The 22,203-nt window shown below is 67.4% G+C and carries 16 protein-coding genes; 6 read left to right on the forward strand and 10 right to left on the reverse strand.

Translation table 11 applies throughout. The features are described from left to right. Positions 1–37: 37 nt before the first annotated feature. The 3 genes from OE647_RS06920 to OE647_RS06930 all read right to left on the reverse strand — a co-directional run bounded on the left by OE647_RS06920 (position 38) and on the right by OE647_RS06930 (position 4,102). Positions 38–2,029: an ABC transporter permease gene (locus tag OE647_RS06920; RefSeq protein WP_263720990.1), complete on the reverse strand. Its 1,992-nt coding sequence runs from the start codon at positions 2,027–2,029 to the stop codon at positions 38–40. 3 nt (positions 2,030–2,032) lie between these two features. Next, positions 2,033–3,073, reverse strand: coding sequence for a quaternary amine ABC transporter ATP-binding protein (locus OE647_RS06925; protein ID WP_263720991.1), 1,041 nt, complete (start codon positions 3,071–3,073; stop codon positions 2,033–2,035). 75 nt (positions 3,074–3,148) lie between these two features. Beyond that, positions 3,149–4,102 carry an ABC transporter substrate-binding protein gene (locus OE647_RS06930; protein WP_263720992.1) on the reverse strand — a complete coding sequence of 318 codons (954 nt, stop codon included), beginning with the start codon at positions 4,100–4,102 and terminating at the stop codon, positions 3,149–3,151. Between the two features lie 189 nt (positions 4,103–4,291). Between OE647_RS06930 and OE647_RS06935 the strand changes: the two genes are divergently transcribed. Then, the gene (locus tag OE647_RS06935; RefSeq protein WP_263720993.1) at positions 4,292–5,074 is read left to right on the forward strand and encodes a DeoR/GlpR family DNA-binding transcription regulator; all 783 of its coding nucleotides are present in this window, start codon (positions 4,292–4,294) and stop codon (positions 5,072–5,074) included. 7 nt (positions 5,075–5,081) lie between these two features. Here the strand turns inward: OE647_RS06935 and OE647_RS06940 are convergent, their stop codons facing one another. Beyond that, the gene (locus tag OE647_RS06940; RefSeq protein ID WP_263720994.1) at positions 5,082–6,338 is read right to left on the reverse strand and encodes an NAD(P)/FAD-dependent oxidoreductase; all 1,257 of its coding nucleotides are present in this window, start codon (positions 6,336–6,338) and stop codon (positions 5,082–5,084) included. 165 nt (positions 6,339–6,503) lie between these two features. Between OE647_RS06940 and OE647_RS06945 the strand changes: the two genes are divergently transcribed. Genes OE647_RS06945 through OE647_RS06955 form a run of 3 tightly spaced genes read left to right on the forward strand, consistent with a single transcriptional unit; the run spans position 6,504 to position 10,795 of the window. After that, positions 6,504–7,211, forward strand: coding sequence for an ABC transporter ATP-binding protein (locus OE647_RS06945; protein ID WP_263720995.1), 708 nt, complete (start codon positions 6,504–6,506; stop codon positions 7,209–7,211). A gap of 5 nt (positions 7,212–7,216) precedes the next feature. After that, entirely contained in the window at positions 7,217–9,580 is a 2,364-nt protein-coding gene (locus OE647_RS06950; protein WP_263721100.1) for an ABC transporter permease, read from the forward strand. 3 nt (positions 9,581–9,583) lie between these two features. Then, entirely contained in the window at positions 9,584–10,795 is a 1,212-nt protein-coding gene (locus tag OE647_RS06955; RefSeq protein WP_263720996.1) for an efflux RND transporter periplasmic adaptor subunit, read from the forward strand. Between the two features lie 31 nt (positions 10,796–10,826). Here the strand turns inward: OE647_RS06955 and OE647_RS06960 are convergent, their stop codons facing one another. Both OE647_RS06960 and OE647_RS06965 read right to left on the reverse strand, forming a co-directional pair. Continuing rightward, positions 10,827–11,879 carry a dipeptidase gene (locus OE647_RS06960; RefSeq protein ID WP_263720997.1) on the reverse strand — a complete coding sequence of 351 codons (1,053 nt, stop codon included), beginning with the start codon at positions 11,877–11,879 and terminating at the stop codon, positions 10,827–10,829. 94 nt (positions 11,880–11,973) lie between these two features. After that, entirely contained in the window at positions 11,974–12,804 is an 831-nt protein-coding gene (locus OE647_RS06965) for a M15 family metallopeptidase (protein WP_263720998.1), read from the reverse strand. Between the two features lie 178 nt (positions 12,805–12,982). Here OE647_RS06965 and OE647_RS06970 point away from each other — a divergent pair, with 178 nt between their 5' ends. After that, positions 12,983–13,549, forward strand: coding sequence for an OmpA family protein (locus OE647_RS06970; RefSeq protein ID WP_263720999.1), 567 nt, complete (start codon positions 12,983–12,985; stop codon positions 13,547–13,549). 34 nt (positions 13,550–13,583) lie between these two features. Continuing rightward, a complete protein-coding gene (locus OE647_RS06975) occupies positions 13,584–15,731 on the forward strand; it encodes a serine/threonine protein kinase (RefSeq protein WP_263721000.1) in 2,148 nt (715 codons plus the stop codon). A 15-nt stretch (positions 15,732–15,746) separates the two neighbouring features. On the opposite strand, the gene OE647_RS06980 is transcribed toward OE647_RS06975, so the two are convergent. Genes OE647_RS06980 through tssL form a run of 4 tightly spaced genes read right to left on the reverse strand, consistent with a single transcriptional unit; the run spans position 15,747 to position 22,187 of the window. Then, a complete protein-coding gene (locus OE647_RS06980) occupies positions 15,747–16,469 on the reverse strand; it encodes a PP2C family protein-serine/threonine phosphatase (protein ID WP_263721001.1) in 723 nt (240 codons plus the stop codon). Then, entirely contained in the window at positions 16,466–17,143 is a 678-nt protein-coding gene (tagF, locus tag OE647_RS06985; protein WP_263721002.1) for a type VI secretion system-associated protein TagF, read from the reverse strand. The genes OE647_RS06980 and tagF overlap by 4 nt, the downstream gene beginning before the upstream one ends. Continuing rightward, positions 17,143–20,709: a type VI secretion system membrane subunit TssM gene (gene tssM, locus OE647_RS06990; protein ID WP_263721003.1), complete on the reverse strand. Its 3,567-nt coding sequence runs from the start codon at positions 20,707–20,709 to the stop codon at positions 17,143–17,145. Before tssM ends, tagF begins: the two co-directional genes overlap by 1 nt. Further along, positions 20,709–22,187 carry a type VI secretion system protein TssL, long form gene (gene tssL, locus OE647_RS06995; RefSeq protein WP_263721004.1) on the reverse strand — a complete coding sequence of 493 codons (1,479 nt, stop codon included), beginning with the start codon at positions 22,185–22,187 and terminating at the stop codon, positions 20,709–20,711. The genes tssM and tssL overlap by 1 nt, the downstream gene beginning before the upstream one ends. Positions 22,188–22,203 lie beyond the last annotated feature (16 nt).

Below are 22,203 nucleotides of genomic sequence, written 5' to 3' on the forward strand. Positions count from 1 at the left end.
TCCGCAGCCGACACCCGCGCGCCTGCCGCAAGCCCGGTCATGCCGCCTCCAGCCCCAGCCGCGCCCGCGCCGCGCGGGCGGAGGCGGAGATCAGCCGGTCCGTGATGATGGCGATGAAGGCCACCGCCAGGCCCGCGACCAGCCCGCGCCCCGGGTCGGCCTTGGTCAGCGCGATATAGACCTCCTGCCCCAGGTCGCGCGTGCCCACGAGCGCGGTGATCACCAGCATCGAGAGCGCGAACATCACGGTCTGGTTCAGGCCCAGCAGGATCTCGGGCAGCGCCAGCCGCAGCTTGATCCGCCACAGGATCTGCCCCTGCGTGCAGCCCATCGCGCGCCCCGCCTCGACAAGGCGCGGATCGACGCTCTTCAGCCCCAGCACCGTGTAGCGGACGGCGGGTACCAGGGCGTAGGCCACGACCGCGATCATGGCGGTGAAGTCGCCCACACGGAAAAGCATCACCGCAGGCATGAGGTAGACGAAGGAGGGCAGCGTCTGAAGCGTGTCGATGATGACCCGCACGGGTGCCCAGATCGCATCGCGCTCGGCGGATAGGATACCGACCGGCAGGCCGATCAGCATCGCGAAAACGGTCGAGATCCCGCAAAGATAGACGGTGATCGCGGCCTTTTCCCACTGGCCGGTCGCCGCGATCAGCCCCGCCAGCGCCGCGACCAGAAGGCCCAGCCGCCAGCCACCAAGCCGCCAGCCGCCATAGGCCAGAAGGGCGACCACGCCCGCCCAGGGCAACCCGCCCAGGAACCGCTTGAACGGCACCAGGAGGTTCAGCAGCACGGCGTTCTTCACCGCCTCGATCGTGTCGAAGAAATTGACGTTGATCCATTCCACGACCCGGCTCCAGAAGGTACCGGTCGACAGTTCATAGGCCGCCGGCCAACGCTGGAGCGCCGGAAGCGCCAGGCCCGCGAGCCCCGCGACGAGGATCAGCGCCAGCCCGGACAGAAGGTAGGGATGGCGCGCGACGATCCCGCCCACCGGCGCCGGTTCGGGCCGGAGCCGAGCGAATGCCTGGCTCAGCCGGTCCAGCGCGACGGCCAGCGCGACGATGGCCAGCCCCGCCTCAAGCCCCGCGCCGAAGTCGAGCCTGCGAAGCGCGGCCAGCACGTCGAAGCCAAGCCCCCCCGCCCCGATCATGGAGGCGATGATGACCATGTTCAGGCTCAGCATGATCACCTGATTGACCCCCACCATCAGCGGGTCCTTCGAGGCAGGCACCATCACCCGCCAAAGCATCTGGCGGCGCGTGCAGCCGACCATGCGGCCAAGATCGGTCAGCTCCGAGGGGACACGCCGAAGCGCCAGTTCCGTGATCCGCGTCATCGGCGGCATGGCGTAGATCAGCGTCGCCACCACCGCCGCCGTGGGGCCGAAGCCGAACAGGATCAGGATCGGCACCAGGTAGGCAAAGACCGGGATTGTCTGCATCAGGTCCAGCACCGGGCGGATCGCACGCTCGAACCAGGGGTGGCGGAAGGCGAGGATGCCCAGCAGCAGCCCGCCCGCGACGCCCAGCGGGACCGCCACCAGGATCGAGGCCAGCGTGACCATCGCGCTTTGCCACTGGCCGAAGACCAGAACGAAGATCAGGCAGCCCGCCACCAGCGCGGCCAGTCGCACGCCCCCCGCGTACCGGCCCAGAAGCGCGCCCGAGCCGATGACCGCAACCCAGGACAGCGGCGGCAGGATCTGCACCGCCTGCGACCCCTCCCCCTTCAGGAAGCCGCTCGACAGCAGGCTAAGGACGAAGCGGTAGGGCACGTCCAGAACCGCCGCGATGAAGCGCGTGAACTCGGCAAAGGTGAACAGGCCGAAGCTCGCCTCGTTCAGAAGCCATTTGGTGAAGGCGGAGATCCAGCGCGCGGCGGGAATGCGCATCGACTTCGGGTAGTCGAAGGCCCAGGGAAGAAGCCCCTCACCATAGCTCCAGAGCGCCCAGAAAAGCACCAGCGCCACGACCCAGCCCGTCCAGACCGGAAAGCGGCGCGTGATCCTTGGGCGGGTCGCCATGGCTCAGCCCCCCAGCATCAGCGCGACGACGTCATCGCGGTAAAGATGGCCCAGCGTTTCCCCCTGTGCCCCGGTGACGCGCAGCGCCAATGCGCCGTCAAGGAACATCGGCGCGGCTTCCGCCACGGTGGTGCGGGCAGGCACGATACCCGCGGGCGGCTCGCCCTTTGCCGGGCGCATGGCGGTCTCGACCTTCACCACCTTGGCGCGCGGCACCGCGCGGGTGAACTCGCGCACATAGTCCGTCGCGGGGTTGAGGACGATGTCCTCGGGCGTGCCCTGCTGGACGATCGCGCCGTCCTTCATGATGGCGATGCGGTCGGCCAGGCGGATCGCCTCGTCGAAATCATGGGTGATGAAGACGATGGTCTTTTTCAGCACCGATTGCAGGCGGATGAACTCGTCCTGCATCTCGCGCCGGATCAGCGGGTCGAGGGCGGAGAACGGCTCGTCCAGGAACCACAGCTCGGGCTCCACGGCCAGAGACCGGGCGATGCCGACCCGTTGCTGCTGCCCGCCCGACAACTGCCGTGGCAGGGCGTTTTCGCGCCCCGCCAACCCTACCAGCGCGATCATCTTGCGCGCTCGGTCTTCGCGTTCGGCCCGCGCCACGCCCTGCACATCGAGCGGGAAGGCTACGTTGTCGAGAACGCTCAGGTGCGGCAGAAGCGCGAAGTGCTGGAAGACCATGCCCATCTTGTGGCGCCGGATCTCGATCATCTCGGCCTCGCTGGCCGACAGGAGGTCGCGCCCGTGGAACAGGACCTCGCCCGCCGTCGGTTCGACCAGGCGCGACATGAGCCGGACGAGCGTCGATTTCCCCGACCCCGAAAGGCCCATGATCACGAAGATCTCGCCCTCGCGCACCTGCAGGTTAACATCGCGCACCGCAGGGACGAGGCCCGCCGCCGACAGCCGCCCCGCCGTTGCCTCCGCCCCCAGCGCGGTAAGCGTTTCGCGGGCGCGCGGGCCGAACAGCTTCCAGAGGTTCCGGCAGACGAGCTTCGCGCCTTCGGATGGATCATTGGCAGGCGTTTCGGTCATGGGCAGTCCTGAGGGCGCAACTTCCCGGCCGCCCGCGCGCCGCGGGCGGTCCGGCGTTTCATCCGGTCGGGTTCGTTACTGGCCGATCCAGGCCTTCCAGCGGCCCTCGTTCGCGGCCATCCAGCCGGCGGTGACCTGCTCAACGGTCTGGCCGTTCAGATCGACCTCGGTGATCATCGCGCCCATCTCGGCGTTGTCGATGGTGAAGGCCTTGATGGCCTCGTAGGCGCCCGGCCACTTGTCCTTCACCCCGGCCCAGCCGACCTTCCAGATCTCGCCGAAGGGCTTGCCGCAGTCATAGGCCATGTCGGGGTTCATGCCCCAAGCGGGATCGTTGTAGCATTCGGCCGTGTATTCGGGGAATTCGACCCATTCGCCCTCGTATTTCGCGGGCGCCCAATGCGGCGCATAGATCCAGAGCATGATGGGCGCCTGACGCTGGTAGGCGCTCTCAAGCTCGGCGAAAAGCGCGGCATCCGTGCCCGCGTGGATCACCTCGAACGGCAGGTCCAGGGCCTCGACCCGTTCATCGTCAAAGCCGCCCCAGGTCACGGGTCCGCCCAGATAACGCCCTTTCGGCGCGGTTTCGGCGGTCGAGAACGCCTCGGCGCAGGCCTCGTCCTTGAGCGCCTCCCAGTTGGGCAGACCGGGGCATTTTTCCTTCATGTAGGTGGGATACCACCATTCCTCCTTGGCCTTCATGCCCGTCGGGCCGAACACCTCGGTCTTGCCGGTGGCGGTGGAGGCGTCCATCGCGTCGCGCCCCGTCGTCTCCCACATCTCCATCGCGACGTGGAGGTCGCCGCTTTCCAGCCCCGCGAACTGCGCGAGGTAGTCGGCCTGGACGTATTCGACGTTGTAGCCCGCCTGTTTCAGCACCTCTCCCATCAGGTTGGTGGTGATGAGCTGGCCGGTCCAGTCATGCAGGGTCAGCTTGATCGGGTCGTTCGACTCCTGCCCCCAGCCCGCGGCCGCCGTCATGGCAAGCACAGAGGCGGCAAGGCCGCACTTCAAGAATGTCTTTGGCATGGCAATCTCCCTGTTCGGCCAGCTTGTGCCAGCCATCCTGGGACGACCCTGTCCGGCCAAGTTCCCCGTCGGCGTCCCTCGAGCCAAGTAGGGACCGGCAGGGCGATTCCGTCAATCCCGTATTGTGGTTTTTTGTGATTTTTGCGCCCGTTTGCTGACCGATGATTGTGCAGTTGCGAGAGATTTCATATGCTCTGCGGAAAATACGGTCACACCATGCTCTCCAAACGCCACACCGACATTCTTCAGATCCTTGAGGCCGAAGGCTCGGTCTCGATCGCGGCACTGGCCGAACGGCTGGGCGTCTCGCTTGAAACCGTGCGTCGCGACGTGAAGCCCTTAAGCGAGGCGGGCCGGGTCGTGCGCATTCACGGCGCGGTCGGCCTGGCCGGCCAGATCGGCGAGGCGCCGTTCCAGAAGCGGATGCGCGAAAACGCCGCCGCCAAGCAGGCAATCGCGCGGGCGGTCACGGAGATGATCCGCGATGGGGACTCGGTGATGCTCGATACCGGAACGACGACCAGCTACGTCGCGCGCGAACTGACACGGCGGCGGCGGCTGACGGTGGTCACGAACTCCTCCGACATCGCGCGGACGCTGGCGACGGTCAACGGCAACCGGGTTTACATGGCGGGGGGCGAGTTGCGCAGCGATTCCGGCGCGGCCTTCGGCAAGTCGGCGCTGGATTTCGTCAGCCGATTTGCCGTGACCCACGCGATCATCTCGGCCGGCGCGGTGGACCAGGACGGCGTCATGGACTTCGACCTGGAGGAGGCGGAGATCGGGCGCCTGCTGCTGACCCGTGCCGAACGGCGCATGGCCGTCACCGACCATAGCAAGTTCGGCCGCCGCGGGCTGATCCACGTCTGCGGGTTCGCGGACCTAGACATGCTGGTGACCGACCGCGCGCCCCCGTCCGCCATCGCCGCCGCGCTGGAGGCGGCGGGCACGGCGCTGAAGGTCGCGCCGTAGCTCTGGCTCAGGCCGGCAGCATATGCGTCAGTACCGCCCCGGTTTCGTAGTAAAGCGCGCGCAGGCCGGGCAGCGTTTCGGGCCGCGCCGGTCGGATCGTGACCGGGAAGGCCTCGCCCTCCCCCAACGCCCAACGGGCGGCCGCCCGCCCGAACACCGTCCCCGGAGAGATGCCGCGCCCAGAGTAACCCCAGATCGAAATGGCGCCCGGCGCGGTCTCGGCGACCTTGGGCAGGTGATCGCCGGTCATGGCGATGCGGCCCGACCAGGCGGCCTCGATCCCGATGCCCGCAAGCGCGGGGAAGACGGCCGCGATGCGGCGGCGCGCCCAATTGCGGTGCACGGCGGCGCCGAAATCCTCAAGGTTGCCGACAGAGCCGAGCAGGAGCCGCCCCGCCCGGTCAAGCCGGTAGGAGGTCATGACCGTCGCCGTGTCCCAGCAGCCCTCCCCACCAGGCAAGATCCGCGCGCGCTGCGCGGCGCTCAGGGGTTCGGTCGCAAGCTGGAAGTAATGGACCGGTGTAAGCGGACCGGGACTGGCGCCGGAACTGGCGTAGGCATTGGTCGCCTGAATCAGCCGGCGCGCACGGACCGTCCCCCCATCGGTCCGGACGATCCATTGCCCGCCCGCCGGCTCGATCGCCCGCGCGGGGCTCCGTTCATGCAGCGATGCGCCCGCCAGGATCGCGGCCCGCGCCAGGCCCATCGCATATGCCAGTGGCTGAATCGTGCCCGCGCGCCCGTCCCAAAGCGCCCCGGCGAAGCGGCCCGCCCCGACGCGGGCAGCGGTTTCGGCCGCGTCCAGAAGCCTGACCGGCGCCTGGCGGCGGATCTGCTGGTCGCGGCGGGACTGAAGGTCACGCAGCCCGGCGGCGCTATGGGCCAGGTGCAGGGTGCCGTTGCGCACCGCCTCGCAGTCGATCCCGTGGCGGGCGATCAGATCGAAGACCAGATCCGGCCCCGCCGCCAAAGCGGCGTTCAGGCACTGACCCTCGGTGGCGCCCAGCGCCGCCTCGACCTCATCCGGCGGGGTCCAGAGACCCGCGTTCACCAGCCCGACATTGCGCCCCGATCCGCCATGGCCGATGGTTTCCGCCTCAAGCAGAACCACGCGGGCCCCGGCCTCGGCCAGGTGCAGCGCCGCCGACAGCCCCGTGAAACCGCCGCCCACCACCACGACATCCGCCGTGACCTCCCCCGCAAGCGGGGCAAGGTCCAGGGGCGCGCCGCAGGTCATCCGCCACAGGTTCTGGGTCGCTGTCATCGCCGCTCTCCGAAACATCGCTGGCGTCAGTAAGCATGAAACGCTACCGGTTGGAATAGGCTGCGCCCATGCCGTGCGCCCATCGACTTTGCGCGGGGCATTGCGCCAGATCAACGCGGGGCAAGGCGGCTTCCTGCATCTCTGGGGCAGCGAGAGCGAGGCGGGATGAGTGAACTGATCTTCCGAAGCGAGGGCCTGACCAAGGTTTATCGCACCGGCGATGTCAGCGTCTACGCGCTGCGCGGCGTGGATATGCGGCTTCATGCCGGGGAACTGACGGTCCTGCTTGGCCCCTCGGGCAGTGGCAAGTCCACGCTTTTGAACATCCTCGGCGGGCTCGACCGCGCGAGCGAGGGCCGCGCCTGGTTCCGCGATCACGAGCTGACCGCGATGACGGACCGGGAATTGACGGCCTACCGGCGCGACCATGTGGGCTTCGTGTTCCAGTTCTACAACCTCGTGGCCTCATTGACCGCACGCGAGAACGTGGAGCTCGTGACCGAGATCGCGCGCGCGCCCATGCCCGCGGCGGAGGCCTTGGCGATGGTCGGGCTCGACCATCGGCTTGACCACTTCCCGGCCCAGCTTTCGGGGGGCGAGCAGCAGCGCGTGGCGATCGCCCGCGCCATCGCCAAGCGGCCGGAGGTTCTGTTGTGCGACGAGCCGACCGGCGCGCTTGACAGCAAGACCGGCATCCAGGTGCTGGAGGCGCTTGAGCGCATCAACCGCGACCTCGGCACCACGACCGTCGTCATCACCCATAACGCCGGCATCCAGGCCATGGCGCATCGCGTCGTGTTCTTCGCCGACGGCCGGATCAACGAGGTACGCGAAAACGCGACCCGCGCGCGGCCAGCCGAGATCACCTGGTGACGGCGATGCATGTGCTCGACCGCAAGCTTCTGCGCGATCTCAGACGGATGTGGGCCCAGGTTCTGGCCATCGCCCTGGTCCTGGCCTGCGGCGTGATGATCCTGGTGCTGGCGATCGGTGTGCAACGCTCGCTCGAAGACACGCTGGAGGCCTATTACGAACGCAACCGCTTCGCGGAGGTGTTTTCGGGCGCCAAGCGCGCGCCCGACATGCTCCTGTCCGAGATCCGGGCGCTACCGGGGGTGCGCGTGGCCGAGACGCGGATTGTGGGCCAGGTCGTCCTTGATCTGCCCGGGCTTGAGGAACCCGCCGCGGGGCGCGTGGTCTCGCTGCCCGATGTGGACGTCCCCGCGCTCAACCTCCCGCTGGTACTGACCGGCCGACCACCCGCCCCCGACGCGGTGGACGAGGTCATGGTCACCCGCGCCTTCGCCGAGGCGAACGGCTTTGTCCCCGGCGACCGTTTTTCGGCCAACCTTAACGGACGCAAGCGGACGCTGACGATCACCGGCACCGCGCTGTCGCCGGAGTATATCTATGTGCTGGGCCCCGGCGCGATGCTGCCCGACAACCGCCGCTTCGGCATCCTGTGGATGCCGCGCCGGGCGCTGGCCGCGGCCTTCGACCTGCAAGGCGCCTTCAACGACGTGTCGCTCGCCCTCACGCGGGACGGCCGGGCGGAGGAAGTGATCCCCGCGCTTGACCAGCTGCTCGCGCCCTACGGCGGCGCCGGTGCCTATGGCCGAGCCGAACAGGCCTCCCATGTCTTCATCGAGGGGGAACTGACCCAGCTCAGGGCGCTGGCGCGGATTCTGCCGCCGATCTTCTTCCTGATCTCCGCCTTTCTTGTGAACATGGTGCTTGCGCGGATCGTGACGCTGGAACGGGGCGTGATCGGCCTCATGAAGGCGCTCGGCTATTCCGACGCCGCGGTGGCAGGACATTTCCTCAAGCTCGCGACGCTTGTGTCGCTGATCGGCATCGCCATCGGCTGGAGCGTGGGAAGCTGGCTCGCGCAAGGGATGGCAAAGCTTTACACCGAGTTCTTCGAGTTTCCCTACCTGGTCTTCCAGCCCCGTGCGGGAAGCTATGCGATCTCGGCCGCGGCGGGCGTGGCGACCGCCGGGCTGGGCGCCATCCAGGGCGTGATGCGCGCGGTGCGCATGCCGCCCGCGGTCGCCATGGTGCCCCCCGCCCCGCCCAGCTTCAAGCGCGGGGCGGTTGATCGCATGGCCACCTGGGCCCGGTTCTCGCAGCCCTCGATGATGGTGCTCAGGGGGATCGGCCGCTGGCCCGGGCGCGCGGCGTTTTCGATCCTCGCCATCGCCGCGTCGGTCGCGATCCTGATGTCGGCCTCTTTCTTCCCCGACTCGCTGGACGAGATTATCGACACCAGCTTCTTCCGCCAGAACCGCCAGGACGCGATGCTCATCCTGACGGGCGACCGCGCCGACAGCGTGGTCGAGGACGCCCGCCACCTGCCCGGCGTGCTGGCGGCGGAGCCCATGCAGTATCTGCCCGCCGTTCTGCGCCACGGGCACCTGTCGCGCCGCATCGCGGTCGAGGCGCGCGACCCCGATGCGACGCTGAGCCGGGTGACGGACGCGGCGGGCCGCCCCGTCACACCCGCCGGCGACGGCATCGTCCTGTCGGACCGGCTGGCCGAGCGTCTGGACGTGGTTCCGGGCGACCGGATCGAGATGCAGTTACTGACCGGACGGCGCGAAACCCTGACGCTGCCCGTCAGCGCGACTGCCACGGTCTATTTCGGACTGGGGGCCTACATGGACCGCGCGGCGATGGCGCGGCTCCTGCGACAGCCGCCACAGGCGAGCGTCGTCAACGTCGCGATGGATCGGGACAAGGCGCGGGCGCTTTACGCCGCCGCGAAGGACACGCCTGGGCTCGCCGGAACGGTGCTGCTGTTCCAGACGCGCACGGCCTTCAGCGAGACCATCGCGCGCAACATCCTCAACACGACGGTCGTCTATATCGTGATCGCGGTCCTCATCACCGTGGGCGTCACCTACAACGGGGCGCGCATCCAGTTGTCCGAGCGGGCGCGCGAACTCGCCAGCCTGCGCATCATCGGCTTCACCCGGGCCGAGGTTTCCTACATCCTGATGGGTGAGCTGATGCTGTTGAGCTTCCTGGCGCAACCTGTCGGCTGGGCGATGGGCTGGGCTTTCGCCTATGCGCAGGTAAAGTCCTTTTCATCGGACCTTTACACGCTGCCCTTCGTGATGACCTCTGCCACCTATGCCAAGGCCAGCCTCGTGGTGCTGGCCGCCTCCGCCGTCGCGGCGCTGATCGTGCGGCGCCGGATCGACCGCCTCGACCTGGTCGCGGTCATGAAAACAAGGGAGTAAGCGATGCCGACCAAGCTGCGTTCGATCGCGATGGGACTTGCCGCCACGGGCGCGGTCGCGGGGCTTCTGTGGGTAGCGCTGCGGCCTGAGGCCGTGCCCGTCGATCTGGCCACGGTCGCCTCCGGCCCGATGGAGGTCACGATCAACGGCGATGGCGTCACCCGCATCCGCAATATCTACGAGGTCGCGGCCCCCGTCTCCGGCAAGGCGCTCCGCTCTCCGGTCGAGGTCGGCGACGCCGTCAGCGCCCGCCAGACGATCGTCGCGCGGGTGGAACCCGTCGATCCGGGCCTGCTGGACCTGCGCAGCCGCAATCAGGCCGAGGCCGCCGTGAAGGAGGCCGAGGCGGCCGTCAGCCTCGCGCTCACGCAGATCGCCAAGGCCGAGGCTGATGTTGCCTATGTCAAATCGCAATACGACCGGGCGGAGGCGCTCTCGAACCGTGGGGTGTTCTCTCTGACCCAGCTTGAGGACGCCGCCCAACTTCTGAAGGTGCAGGAGGCCGCCCTGGCCGCCGCCCGCGCCCAGCACCAGCTTTCGATCGGGACGCTTGAACGCGCCCGCGCGGCGCTGATCGGTCCCGAAAGCGACGGCGCGGCCGGCACCTGCTGCGTCGAGATCACGGCCCCCACCGATGGCGTGGTGCTGTCGCTGACCAATGTCAGCGAACGCCCGGTCACGGCGGGCGCGGTGCTGCTGTCGGTCGGCCAACCCCAGGACCTGGAGATCGTGGTCGATCTTCTGTCCTCGGACGCGGTGCGCGTCCGGCCCGGCGCGCGCGCCGAGATCCTGCGCTGGGGCGGGGCCGGCACCCTGGAGGCGACGGTGCGAGAGGTCGAGCCCGCCGGCTTCACCAAGGTCAGCGCGCTTGGCATCGAGGAGCAGCGCGTGAACGTGATCCTAGACTTGGTCACCCCGCCGGAGGGGCGGGCCGGGCTGGGCGACGGGTTTGCCGTCTTCGCCCGCATCGTCGAATGGCAGACCGATGCTGCGCTATTGCTGCCGGTGGGGGCAATCTTCCGCGATGATGGCGGCTGGGCAGTCTTTGCCGCCCGCGGCGGTCACGCGGCCCTGACCCCGGTCCGCATCGGCCACATGAACGACGGGGTGGCCGAGGTTCTGGGCGGTCTGGACGCGGGCGCAAAGGTGATCACCCATCCCAGCGACCGGATCGCCGACGGCACGCCCATCGCCGACCGGGAAACGCTGAAGTAGGGCCGCCGCGCCCGCCCTACCCGCCCTCGCCCTACCCGCCCCAGGTGCGCTGAAGCAGCGCCAGCCAGTTCTCATGCGCGATCTTGCGCACCAGCGCCTCGCCGAAGCCATGCGCAGCCAGGGCTTCCAGCAAGGCCTGCTGCCCCCGCACGTCGCCGATCCCGGCTGGCATGGTGGCGCCGTCGAAATCAGAGCCAAGACCCAGGCGATCCTCACCCAGGATGCCCAGCAGGTGATCAAGATGGCGCAGAACGGGGTCCCACCCGGCGAAGGTCGACTTGCGCCCGTCCTCGCGCAGGAAGATGGTCGCGTAGTTCAGGCCGACCATCCCGTCCGAATCCCGGATCACGCGCAGTTGCCGGTCGGTCAGGTTCCGTGTGGACCGCGTGACCGCGTGGGCGTTGGAATGCGTCGCCACCAGCGGCGCGTCCGAGATCGCGGCGATATCGTCGAAACCCTTCTCGTTCAGGTGGCTGAGGTCGATCATGATCTTCAGCTGGTTGCATTCCCGCACCAGACGCTTGCCGGCCTCGGTCAGGCCATCGCCGGTGTCGGGATCGCCGGGGAAGCGGAAAGGAACGCCATGGCCGAAGACCGTGGGGCGCGACCAGACCGGACCCAGAGACCTGAGGCCCGCGGCGTGCCAGACATGCAGCGCATCAAGGTCCTCGCCGATCGCCTCGGCACCCTCCATATGCATGATCGCGGCGATGCGCCCGGCGGCCATGGCATCGCGGATGTCGGCGACCGAGCGGCAGATCGAAAGCTCTCCGGTGCGCTCAAGCCACAGCAGGTGGCCCGCCATCGCCATCGCGACGGGCTGTGCCGCGTCGGCGCCAATCAGCTCGGGCAGCGGCAGGTCATAGGGCGGCGCGTCCATGATCGCCTCATACTCCGCGTCGTCATGGGCCGCGGGCGACGGGATGTAGATCGCGAAAAAACCGCCGGCGAACCCACCCGCCCGCATGCGCGGCAGGTCCATGTGGCCCTGGCCGGTCCCCGGGTTCCAGATCTTGTCCCGGTTGGCGGGGTCGCGCATGAGACGCAACAGGAAATCGTTATGGCCGTCGAACACGGGGATCATGGCTGCCCTTTCGGTAGAAACTGACTCGCCCGTGACGCGGGCAGCGCCAGACTGCCCCGCGGATCAGGTGCCCCGCAAGGGGCCACGGGCGCGCTCAGATCCGGCCTTCGGCGCGCCACTCTTCCAGCTTCTCGCGGCTGACCTCGAAATGCATGCTGTCCTCGCGGCCGAAACCGGCGCCCCAGATCCAGCCCGCATCGCGGAAGAAATCCGCAAGGATCGTGAGGCCAAGCTGGGTCTGCCCGTCGCCGAGCGTGTCCAGCCGCCCGTCGATGTTGAGGTCGATCGACAGCCCGAAGGCATGTGAGGACAGCGAGGTCTCGGACCCGCGCACGAAGCGCACGCAGAGCGATCCGGCGGTGTTGATCCGGTCGTACAAATCCTGATCCGTCGCGCGGATACGCTCGAACACCTCGCGCAGGCTGTCCACGGCAGGCTTGAGCATCTTGACGCGGACCGGCCCGACCTGCTCGGTCACCAGCATCCCGGCAAGGGTCGGATTGGTCATTTCCTGGCACTGATCGTTGTAGCTTTCGCGCGGCTGGCCGAACATCTCGATCAGGAAATCCGTCGTGGGGACGTGAAGCGTGGTGTTCAACTCCCTCCGCCCGGCGACCAGAACAACCTGAGCGTAGCTGTCGATGATCCCGTTCGGGCCGAAATTATCGACAAATCCCTGCTGATCGGGGGCGACATTGACCATGGGCCCGGACCCGATGCGCGCGACCTCTCCCTGAAGGCGTTCGACCGAACTGCGCAGCGCCTCGACCTGCTCGCGCAGCATCTCGATCTCGATCCGCGCGCCGCTGTCGACGGCAGGACCGCCGAAGTCGTCCTCGGTTCCGAACACCATCGGCGTGACGTACCAGATCACAGGGGCAAGCATGATCGCGACCGCGATCAGGATGGCCGGCAAGAACCGCATGACAAACTCTCTCTCGTGCCCGCCAAAACGGCGGCCGGTTGATTCTGTTGCACGCCGTCCGACAAGTCAACAAAGGCGCCAGTGCGTCATAGAAAGGACGCAAATTCATTGTCGCCTGACGGGCGCTGGTATAACCTTCAAAGCGATAGTTGCCGAATAACAGGGAAAGTACGATCAAATGTTTAGAAACGCGCTCTTTGGCGCCGGCGTTGCGCTGGCCGTATCCCTGGCAGGCGCCCCGCTTCTGGCCCAGTCAACCGACGGCGAAATGACCGCCGAGGAAATCGCGGAGCTTTTTGCCAAGCAGAAGACCCGCGGCCTGGTGCTGGCCCCCTCGACGGCGGCCACGACGGTGACGGATACCGCCGCCGCCGCAGTCGCCGAACCGGCCTACCAGCCGGTCGCGGCCGAGGAACAGATCAACCTCAGCATCTCTTTCGACTACAACTCCTCCGCGTTGCGCGCCGACCAGGAACCGAAGCTGGCCACCATGTGCACGGTCATGAAGTCGGTCGATGTGAGCCGCTTCCAGGTCATCGGCCACACCGATTCCTCGGGCAGCGCCGCCTACAACCAGACCCTGTCCGAGGCGCGCGCCCAAGCGGTCGTGGACTACCTCGTCAGCGACTGCGGCCTGCCGGCGGACCGGGTGATGGCCGTTGGCGCGGGCGAAACCACCCCGCTTGATCCGGCACAGCCAGCGGCGGACGTGAACCGCCGGGTCGAATTCCAGGCGCTTGGCTGATCATCCCCCGGAACGCGAAGACGGATAACCGCCGATGAACGAGTCACGCCCAGGCGACGCCTTCCGGCCCGGGGATCTGCTGAACAACACCTATCGGATCGAAGCGCTATTGGGGCGCGGCGGCACCTCCGAGGTCTATCGCGCACGCAGCGAGATCTCGGGCCGGGTCGTGGCCCTCAAGGCGCTGCGGTCCGAGTTTTCCGGAAACGAGGACTTCCTGCTGCTGATGACGCGGGAAGAGGAGATGCGCGACATCCGCCATGACGCGGTCGTGCGCTATTCCGACAACCAGCGGACGCCCGAGGGCACCGTCTATCTGGTGATGGACTATGTGGACGGCCCGGGCCTTGACCGCAAGCTGCGCGAAGGCGGCATGTCGGCCGAGGACCTGCTGGTCATCGGTGCCCGCGTCGCCGAGGGGCTGGAGGCCGCGCATTCCAAGAACATCGTCCACCGCGATCTGTCGCCGGACAACATTATCCTGCGCAACGGCAACCCGGCCGAAGCGGTGATCATCGACTTCGGGATCGCCAAGGATACCAATCCGGGCGCGGCGACGATCGTCGGTAATGAGTTTGCCGGAAAATACGCCTATGCCGCCCCCGAACAGCTCAGCGGCCGGACCGATGCGCGGTCGGATCTGTATTCGCTGGGCGCGCTCTTGCTGGCCACTTTCCGCGGACGGCCGCCCAATGCTGGCTCCAACCCGATGGAGGTTTTGCAAAAGAAGGGTGAGCCGCTGGACACCGAGGGCGTGCCGGAGCCCTTGAAATCGCTCATCGCGAAGATGTCCCACCCGGACCCCGACCAGCGCTTCCAGAGCGCGGCCGAAGTCGTGGCGGCAATCCGCTCGGGCGGGGCGGGCGCGGCCGCGCCGCTTGAGGACAAGACGGTCATCGTCGCCCGCCCGAAGGCGGAGGCGCCGAAGGCCGCCGGTAAGACGCCTCTGGCCAAGCCCTCCGCGACGCCCGCCCAGGGCAAGAGCAAGCTTCCGCTGATCATGGCGCTTCTGCTGCTTCTCGCCGGCGGGGGCGGGGCGGGCGCCTATTTCTCCGGCTTGCTGGGTCCGTCGCTGCCGATGGCCGACCCCTTTACCTTCACCGCCTCGAAGCCCAAAGGCGGCGTGCCCGAAGCCACGGGCTTCGCGCCCTCGCAAGAGGTGCAGCGCGCGCTGGCCCAGGAGATCGCCCGACAAAGCGGGACCGCCGAACTGTCGCTCGCGCGCGGGGACATCGAGCCCGGCTGGGGCGCGGATGTCGGCCTGCTGCTCTCCACGGTGGCGGTGCTGGACGACTGGCAGCTCTCGGTCAGCGACATGACCTTTTCCGTCTCCGGCCAGACCGCCGACCCGGGCAAGGAGGAAAGTGTTACCGCGCTGCTCAACACCACCCTGCCCGGCGGGATGAGCGGAAGCGTGGACATCACGCGCGAGGTGCTGCGCCTGCCCACGGCGAATGTTCAGACGATCATGGACCAGATCGCCGACTGCGGCCCGCTGACGCAAGAGGCCGCCCCGGCTGAAGGTTACGGCGAGGCGGACAAGGTCGTCGTCTCGGGCCGGCTGGCGGACAACGGGTCGCGCATCCGCCTTTACGACGCGCTGCGCGAGGCCGCGGGCGACCGGGATGTCGTGATCGACGCGGAAATCCTGAACCCCGCACTTTGCCTGATCGAAACCCGCCTGCCCTCCGCCCCCAGCGGCGGGTTCGGGATCAAGTTCGGCTTCGGCGACAGCGCCGATCCCAACCCCTCCGGCCGCTATTTCGTCGGCGAAAACCCCGTGATCGACGTAAAGATCCCTGCCGGGATCACCGACGGGTTCCTCTATGTCTCGGTCCTTGACGTGTCGGGGAACGTCTTCCACCTGCTCCCGAACCAGACCCGCACCGGCAACGCCGTCGCGGCGCTGCGCGCGGGCCAGTCGGGCGAGGTGCCGGTGCGCGTGGCCTATGGCCTGACCGAGGCGCAAGGGACAGCAAAGCTCGCCTTCACGGTGGATGCAAGCTCACTCGGCAAGAGCAAGGTAATGGTGCTTTACGCCAAGGCGCCGCTGTTCAAGACGATGCGCGACATCTCCGAACCGGCCGCGAACTACGCGCAGGCGCTCGCGGACCTGCAATCGGGCGGCACGGCTTCTGTGGCCTCGATCGACAGCCGTATCCTGACGACGGCCCAGCCCTAAGGCTGGGCCACCGGCCTAGATCGCATCGACCACGATGATGGAGATGTTGTCGGCGCCGCCCCCGTCAAGCGCGACCTGAAGAAGCGCATCGGCCACCGTCTCGATCGGGTCGCGCGCGAGGATGCGGCGGATCATCCCGGTCGTGGCGTATTTGTTGAGCCCGTCTGAACACAGCAGGAACCGGTCGCCCGGATTGACCTCGCCCCGGATCTTGTCGAGTTCGAGCTCGTCCCCCACGCCGACCGCCCGCGTGATCGCGTTGGACTGCGGGTGGGCGTCGGCCTCGTCCCAAGTCATCTGCCCGGACAGCACGAACTCCGCCACCAGCGAATGGTCGGTGGTCAGAACCTCGATCTCACCGTCGCGTAACCGGTACAGGCGGCTGTCGCCCGCCCAGAAGCACAGGAAATGACCATTGGCCAGCATCAGCGAAACGACCGTCGCCCCGATCGTGGTCACGCCGCGCCTGTCGGCCTCCTGCCGGATGACGCCATGCGCGCGGGTGATCGCCGCGCGCAATTCCTGCATCTTCTCCCGTGGCTCAAGCCCCGGGGGCAACATGGCGACCGCATCGACGACGCACTGGCTGGCGAACTCCCCGCCCTCATGTCCCCCCATCCCGTCCGAGACCACCCAGACATCCTGTTCCGGCATCGCCAGGATCGAATCCTCGTTCAGCTTGCGGACGCGTCCCACATGCGTCGTCGCGCTGAAACGGACGTGAAAGCCCGAGCTCATGCGGCCTCCCTTCTTTGCCAGATCGCGGCGGTGAGGTCGAAGAGCCCGACCGATGCCGCCTCGTCCGGCAACCCCTCGAGGATCATCAATCGCGGGCCACTCTCGGCCTCGGCGCTCCAGACGCTGGGCGCGCGGAAGTCGCGCGCAAGGCATCCCGCCGCGAGCGCAGGTAGCGGCCCACCTGCCCCGCCAGAGGTCACCACGGCGCGGCCCGGCGCCAAGGTCACGCTGGCCGGGTCCACACCCGGTTGCCAAGCGATCTGGCCCAGCCGTTCGGCCAGCGCATCGCGCGGCAGATCGTCGAGCGCAGAGAGCGCCAGATCCTCCAGCGCCTCGAAGACGGGGGCGGCGTCGAAATGGGCGGAGACCGGGTTCAGTTCGCCCTGCGGCGTCGCGACAAGGGTCAGCGGAAACTGCCGTCCCACCCGATCGACCGAAGGCATCAGGACACCCAGGGCCGGGTTTGGCCCAGCCAACCCCGGCGCCAGCGTGAACCGCCAGATCGGCGCGGACATATAGCAGTCGTGCCAGCCCTCCCCCAGGCGGTCGCGCGCGGCAAGGATGGCGCGCTGAAGCCAGCCATCCCAGACATTGACGAAGCCGGGCGCGACCTCCAGCCGGAAGAAGTCGCCAAGCGCGGGCATCTTTCCGAAGGCGCCGAACCCACCCGCCATCAGAACGACTTCGGACAGGCGAACTTGGAGATGGCCGGCAGCGCGAAGGGGTTGAAGACCGACCCCGCCTGAAGCTGGAAGATCGCGATCCGCCCGCCGACGTTGAAGATCACGCGGTTTCGGTCGGCGACGTTGGTGGCCCGCACGTCCGCGGCGTCAAGCATCCGGAACCACGCCCAGGGGCCGTCCTTCATGAAGCTGTTCTCGGCGTTCTTGGCCGAGGGTTCCAGCTCCAGCTTCGCGACACCGACGCCGCCGGGCCAGGTGACGGCGACCGGCGCGGGTTCGCGGTGGTTGAAGACGATCTCCGTCCCGTCGATGTTCAGTGTCACCTTCTTGGCCTTGGGGTCCAGCGCCTCCGGCGTCACCTGGAAGCTGACCGCCGGGGTCGGCCCGCCCGCGAAGAAGGCGTCGCGGATCTCGGCCGCATACTGGAACTGCTGGAGCACCGAGGCCGAAATGCCCAGGTCCACGTCGTTCACCTTCTTCCAGCTCCAGGGCCGCGCGCGGGTATCGACATACTGGAACAGGTTTTCGTTGAAGAAGCTGTCGATCATGCCGCTTGGCGCGAAGAGCTTGGCGAAATCCGCGATGGCGATATCGGCCCGCGACCCGCGCGTGAACGGATAGCGGTTATCCAGCGCCTGTTCGCAGAAGGGCAGCACCGTCGCCTGCCAGCGCGCGTTGATCGAGGCGCGCGTCCCCCCCGCGGTGATCCCCGACGAGCCGGAGGAGATCTGCGTGGCCCAGCGCTGCATCGGGCCCGGCAGGCGGCCGGCCTCCTGCTGGAACTGCTGAAGGGCGCTGACCTCGCCCGTCGGCTGGGCGACCCCGCCCGAGAACGACATCTTGTTCAACTCCTGATAGACCAGCGTCAGCGTCTGCATCAGCAGGTCCAGTTGCGAGGGCTGGCCCTCGCCCCGCGCCACCAGGTCGTGCAGCCAGGAAAAGCGGTCGGTGACGTATTCGCCCGGTTGCTTAGGCGCGACGGTCTGTTCGCCCTGAAGGACCGTGCTGCTTGTCAGCGCATTCAGGAAAATCTGGCTTTGCACGTCGAGGTTCGAATGCAACTCCAACTGGCCGACCTGGCTCAGCCCCTCGGTGACGCCGCTGGTTTCGACAAGCCCGCGCCTCTGCGTCAGGTTCGTTTCCGCGGCGATGGCCATCAGCACGTTGGTGATGGGCGAGGTCGGGCCGGACAGCACGTTCGTGACCTCGACCGCGTGGCTGAGCGATTCCATCGGCACGATGTCGAGATCCGAGAGGATCCCGTCATAGCGCGCGATGTAGTCGTTGTAATAAAGGTCGAGCACGTCGCGGCTGATCGCCAGCAGTGCTGCCTCGCTCTGTTCAGAGGCACCGCGCGGCCCCAGCACCCAGCTTTCGCTCTGGATGCGCTTGGCAACGCCCAGCGCCTCGCCCAGGAAGACGTTGTTGAAACCGTTGTAGGTAAAGATCCCTTCGACCCCGTCGGTCAGCGCCTTTCCCGAGTTGCGCAGCATCACACGCGAGATTGCGGGCCCGCCCACCTCGGACAGCCGCCATGCGGGCAGTGCCGCCGCGGCGGGGCTGTTGACGATGCCGTTGTAGATGCGCTGCGCCAGCGACATTTCCGACAGGATGCCCTGCACCTGTTCGACCAGCGGGCCGTTCAGCAGGATCTCCTGCATGGGCTGGGTCAGCATCGCCTCCAGATGTTGCGACAGGTCCGCGCGCATCTCCTCGCGCGAAGGCCCGGGATAGGCCAGCGACCAGTCGATCTTCATCCATTCGGCGATCATGTCCTGGTTCATCGGCCCTTGCAGACCAAGCATCAGGTAGATCTTCAGCGCCTCATAGAGGAAGTCGTGGTTGTTCATGTTGGCCTGCATCTGCTCCTCAAGACGCAGAAGAAGGCGGGGGAGAAAATGGGTGTTGAGCGCGGCGCGATAGGTCTGCTGGGCCTGCGTGCCGATGACCTGGCCCTGGTAAAGGCCCCAGGTCAGGGCGCCGTCCGGCTCCGGATCGCCAAGCGCGGGGTTGCCCGGCATGTCGCGCAGGATGTTCAGCGCGGGCACGATCGCGGGCAGGTCGGTGTCGCCGATGGGGCTTCCCGGAATCGCCTCGGCCATCTGCTGGAAGGTGTCAGCCTGCGTCGCGGCGTTCGCGATCATGTCGCGGTTGCCCATGAAGCTGCGCGCCCAAAGCCCGAAGCCCCCGATGGCCAGAAGCGTCATCGCGGTGATCGCGATGCGTTTGGTCCAGCGGTAGCGCCGTTCCACCTTGTCGTCGGCAGAAACCAGCCCCGCCTCGCGGAAGATCACATTCTCGAAAAGCCGGGTCAGGAAGAAGGACCGCCCCGTTCCCCTGCCCGAGCCGATGGCCTGGCGCCCGATCCCGAAGGTGCGCGCCATGTTCATCATCAGCCGGTCGATCGGCGTGCCTTCCTGCGTGCCGGAGGTGAAATAGACCCCGCGCAGCATATGGCGCTGCTCGAACCGGTTGTCCTGGAAGACCTGCGCCAGGAAATCGCGCGCCACCTGCCGGACCGAGGCCACCTGCCCCGGGAACGCCGCGATCAGGCTGCGGCGCTGGTGATCGGTCTCTGACTGAAGTTTTTCAAGCGACTGCCCGTTCAACCGTTGCAGCAGAAGCGAGAACTCCTGGTCGAAATTCGCGATGGGCGAGACCTCGCCCTTCGACTTCTCAAGCGGGAAGGTGAAGCCCCAGACCTGTTCGCGGTCCTCCTTGCCGAGCGTGTCGTAGAACTCGGAAAAGCCCGCGATCAGGTCGGCCTTGGTGAAAAGCACATACACTGGGAAGCGCACGCCCAGCTTCTCACGCAGCTCATGCAGGCGGCGGCGCACGGCGTTGGCGTGTTCCTTCTGCGTCGTCTCGTCCTGCATCGACAGATCGGAAAGCGAGATCGCGATCATCGCCCCGTTGATCGGCTGGCGCTTGCGGTACTTCTTCAGAAGGCTCAGGAACCCCAGCCAGGTGCCGCTGTCGGTTTCCGCGTCGCTTTCCTGCGTCGTGTAGCGGCCTGCGGTGTCGATCATCACGGCGTTGTCGGTGAACCACCAGTCGCAGTTGCGCGTGCCGCCCACCCCGCCGATGGCGCTTTTGCCCATCGCCTCGGCGAGGGGAAACTGGAGGCCGGAATTGACGATGGCCGTGGTCTTGCCCGCGCCCGGCGGGCCGATCATGACGTACCAGGGAAGTTCGTAAAGGTGCCTGCGCCCGAGCTTCGACTTACGCAGCGCGCCAAGCGCGGTCTTCATCTTGTCGCGCAGTTCGGCCAGTTCCTGCGCGGTCATGTCGGGCTCTGCCTCGACCGAGGTCAGGTCCTCCTCCATCTTCCGGTTGCGGCGGCGGCGCAGGAACCAGCGCAGCGTCATGATCAGGAAGGCGATGACGAACATCGCCGCGATCGTGATCGCGCGGGACATCACGCTGTCGAGCGGGCGCCAGTCGCCCCAGTGGAAGAGCGGACCGAAGTACCAGATCAGGCCGCCGAAGATGATCGCCAGGATCAGGATGACGAAGTTCAGCGTACCCAGGAGGTGTCGTATTTTGCGAAAGATCATCAGCCGTCAGCCTTCACCAGAAGGACCTCGATGCGGCGGTTCTTGGCCCGCCCCTCTTTGGTATTGTTGCTCTCGATGGGTTCCTTGTCGGCCCGCCCCTCGGCGCTTAACCGGGAGGTGTCCTGAAGCTTGTTCGCCATCACCTTCATCACGCTTTCGGCCCGCGCCAGCGACAGGTGCATGTTGGACGGGAAGCGCGAGGATTTGATCGGCACGTTGTCGGAATGGCCGACCACAATGACCGGCCCCTTGGAATCGTTCAACGCCGTCGCGACCCGTTCCAGCTTGACCAGGAACTCATCCTTCACTTGATCAGAGCCGGACCCGAACATGCCCGCACCCGCGATCCGGATGATGATGATGTTGCCCTTTTCGAACACGTTCACCAGCCCCTCTTCGATCTCGGGCTTGAGGAACTCCGCCACTTTGACGGATTCGCTTTCGGGCTGCGGAGGCGGCGGCGGGGGCGGCGGCGCGCGGCGCAGAAGTTCCGGCACCGCCGATGTTTCGAGCGCCGACAGTTGGCCGATCAGCCGTTCGGAGCGCACGCCCAGCGCATAGGACAGACCCGCGTAGCCCAGGGACATGATCACGGTCGCGACCCCGGCCGCGATCCAGACCGCCTTCCAGGCCGAAAGCGGCTTGTGCGGAATGTCGAGGCCTTCCCAGTTGGGCGACAGGTCCCGCTCCACCGGGCCGCGCTGGCCCCGGATGATCCGGGCCAGGCCGTTGCGGACTTGGAGGTGCTTGTCGCTGCCGCCCTGTTCGACACGCAAGCGCCCCTCGAAGCCCAGCGACAGGCACATGTAGAGGAATTCGAGCATGTCGATATTCGCCCCCGGCGCCTGTTCAAGCCGCGCCAGAAGGTCATAGAAGCGATCGCCACCCACCGTTTCGCGGTGGAAGGTCGCGACCATCGACTGCACCGCCCAGGATGACTGCCCGCCCCAGGGCGTGTTCAGCACCACATCGTCGATCGTGGCACAAAGCGCGTAGCGCGCGACCTTGACCGTCTGCGCCTCGACCCCCGCCTGAAGCGCGCGGTTCTCAAAGGCGCGCACCTCGGCGATCACGCTTTGGCGCAGCTTGTCGGCATCCATGTGCTGGGCACGGTTGCGGATGCGCCCGATCAGCGAAAAAAGCGTGGCCGCGCAGGCGTTCAGCGTGTTCATGCCCGTCATCGACAGGGCCAGCGCCGCCGCGCCATCGGCATCCTGCCGGGGACCGGGCTCGGCGGGGCGCTGGGGCTGCTGCGGCACGCCGTAGCCCATGGGATCGGTCATTGCATCCTGCCCTGGCGCGGGCGCGTTCTGCGGCGGCTGCTGGGGATAGGCGCCCTGCGGTCCGTAACCGGGCTGGGGCGGATAACCGGGCTGCGCGGGCGCCGCGCCGCCGGCCGGGCGCCGGCCACCGGGATTGGGACGGATCACCGTGCGTTCGTTGTCGTCCGGTTCGGCAAAGGGGTCCTTGTTCGACATCTTCCGTCCCTCCCTC

It is taken from the genome of Albidovulum sediminicola, from assembly GCF_025751575.1.
GTDB classification, from domain to species: domain Bacteria; phylum Pseudomonadota; class Alphaproteobacteria; order Rhodobacterales; family Rhodobacteraceae; genus Albidovulum; species Albidovulum sediminicola.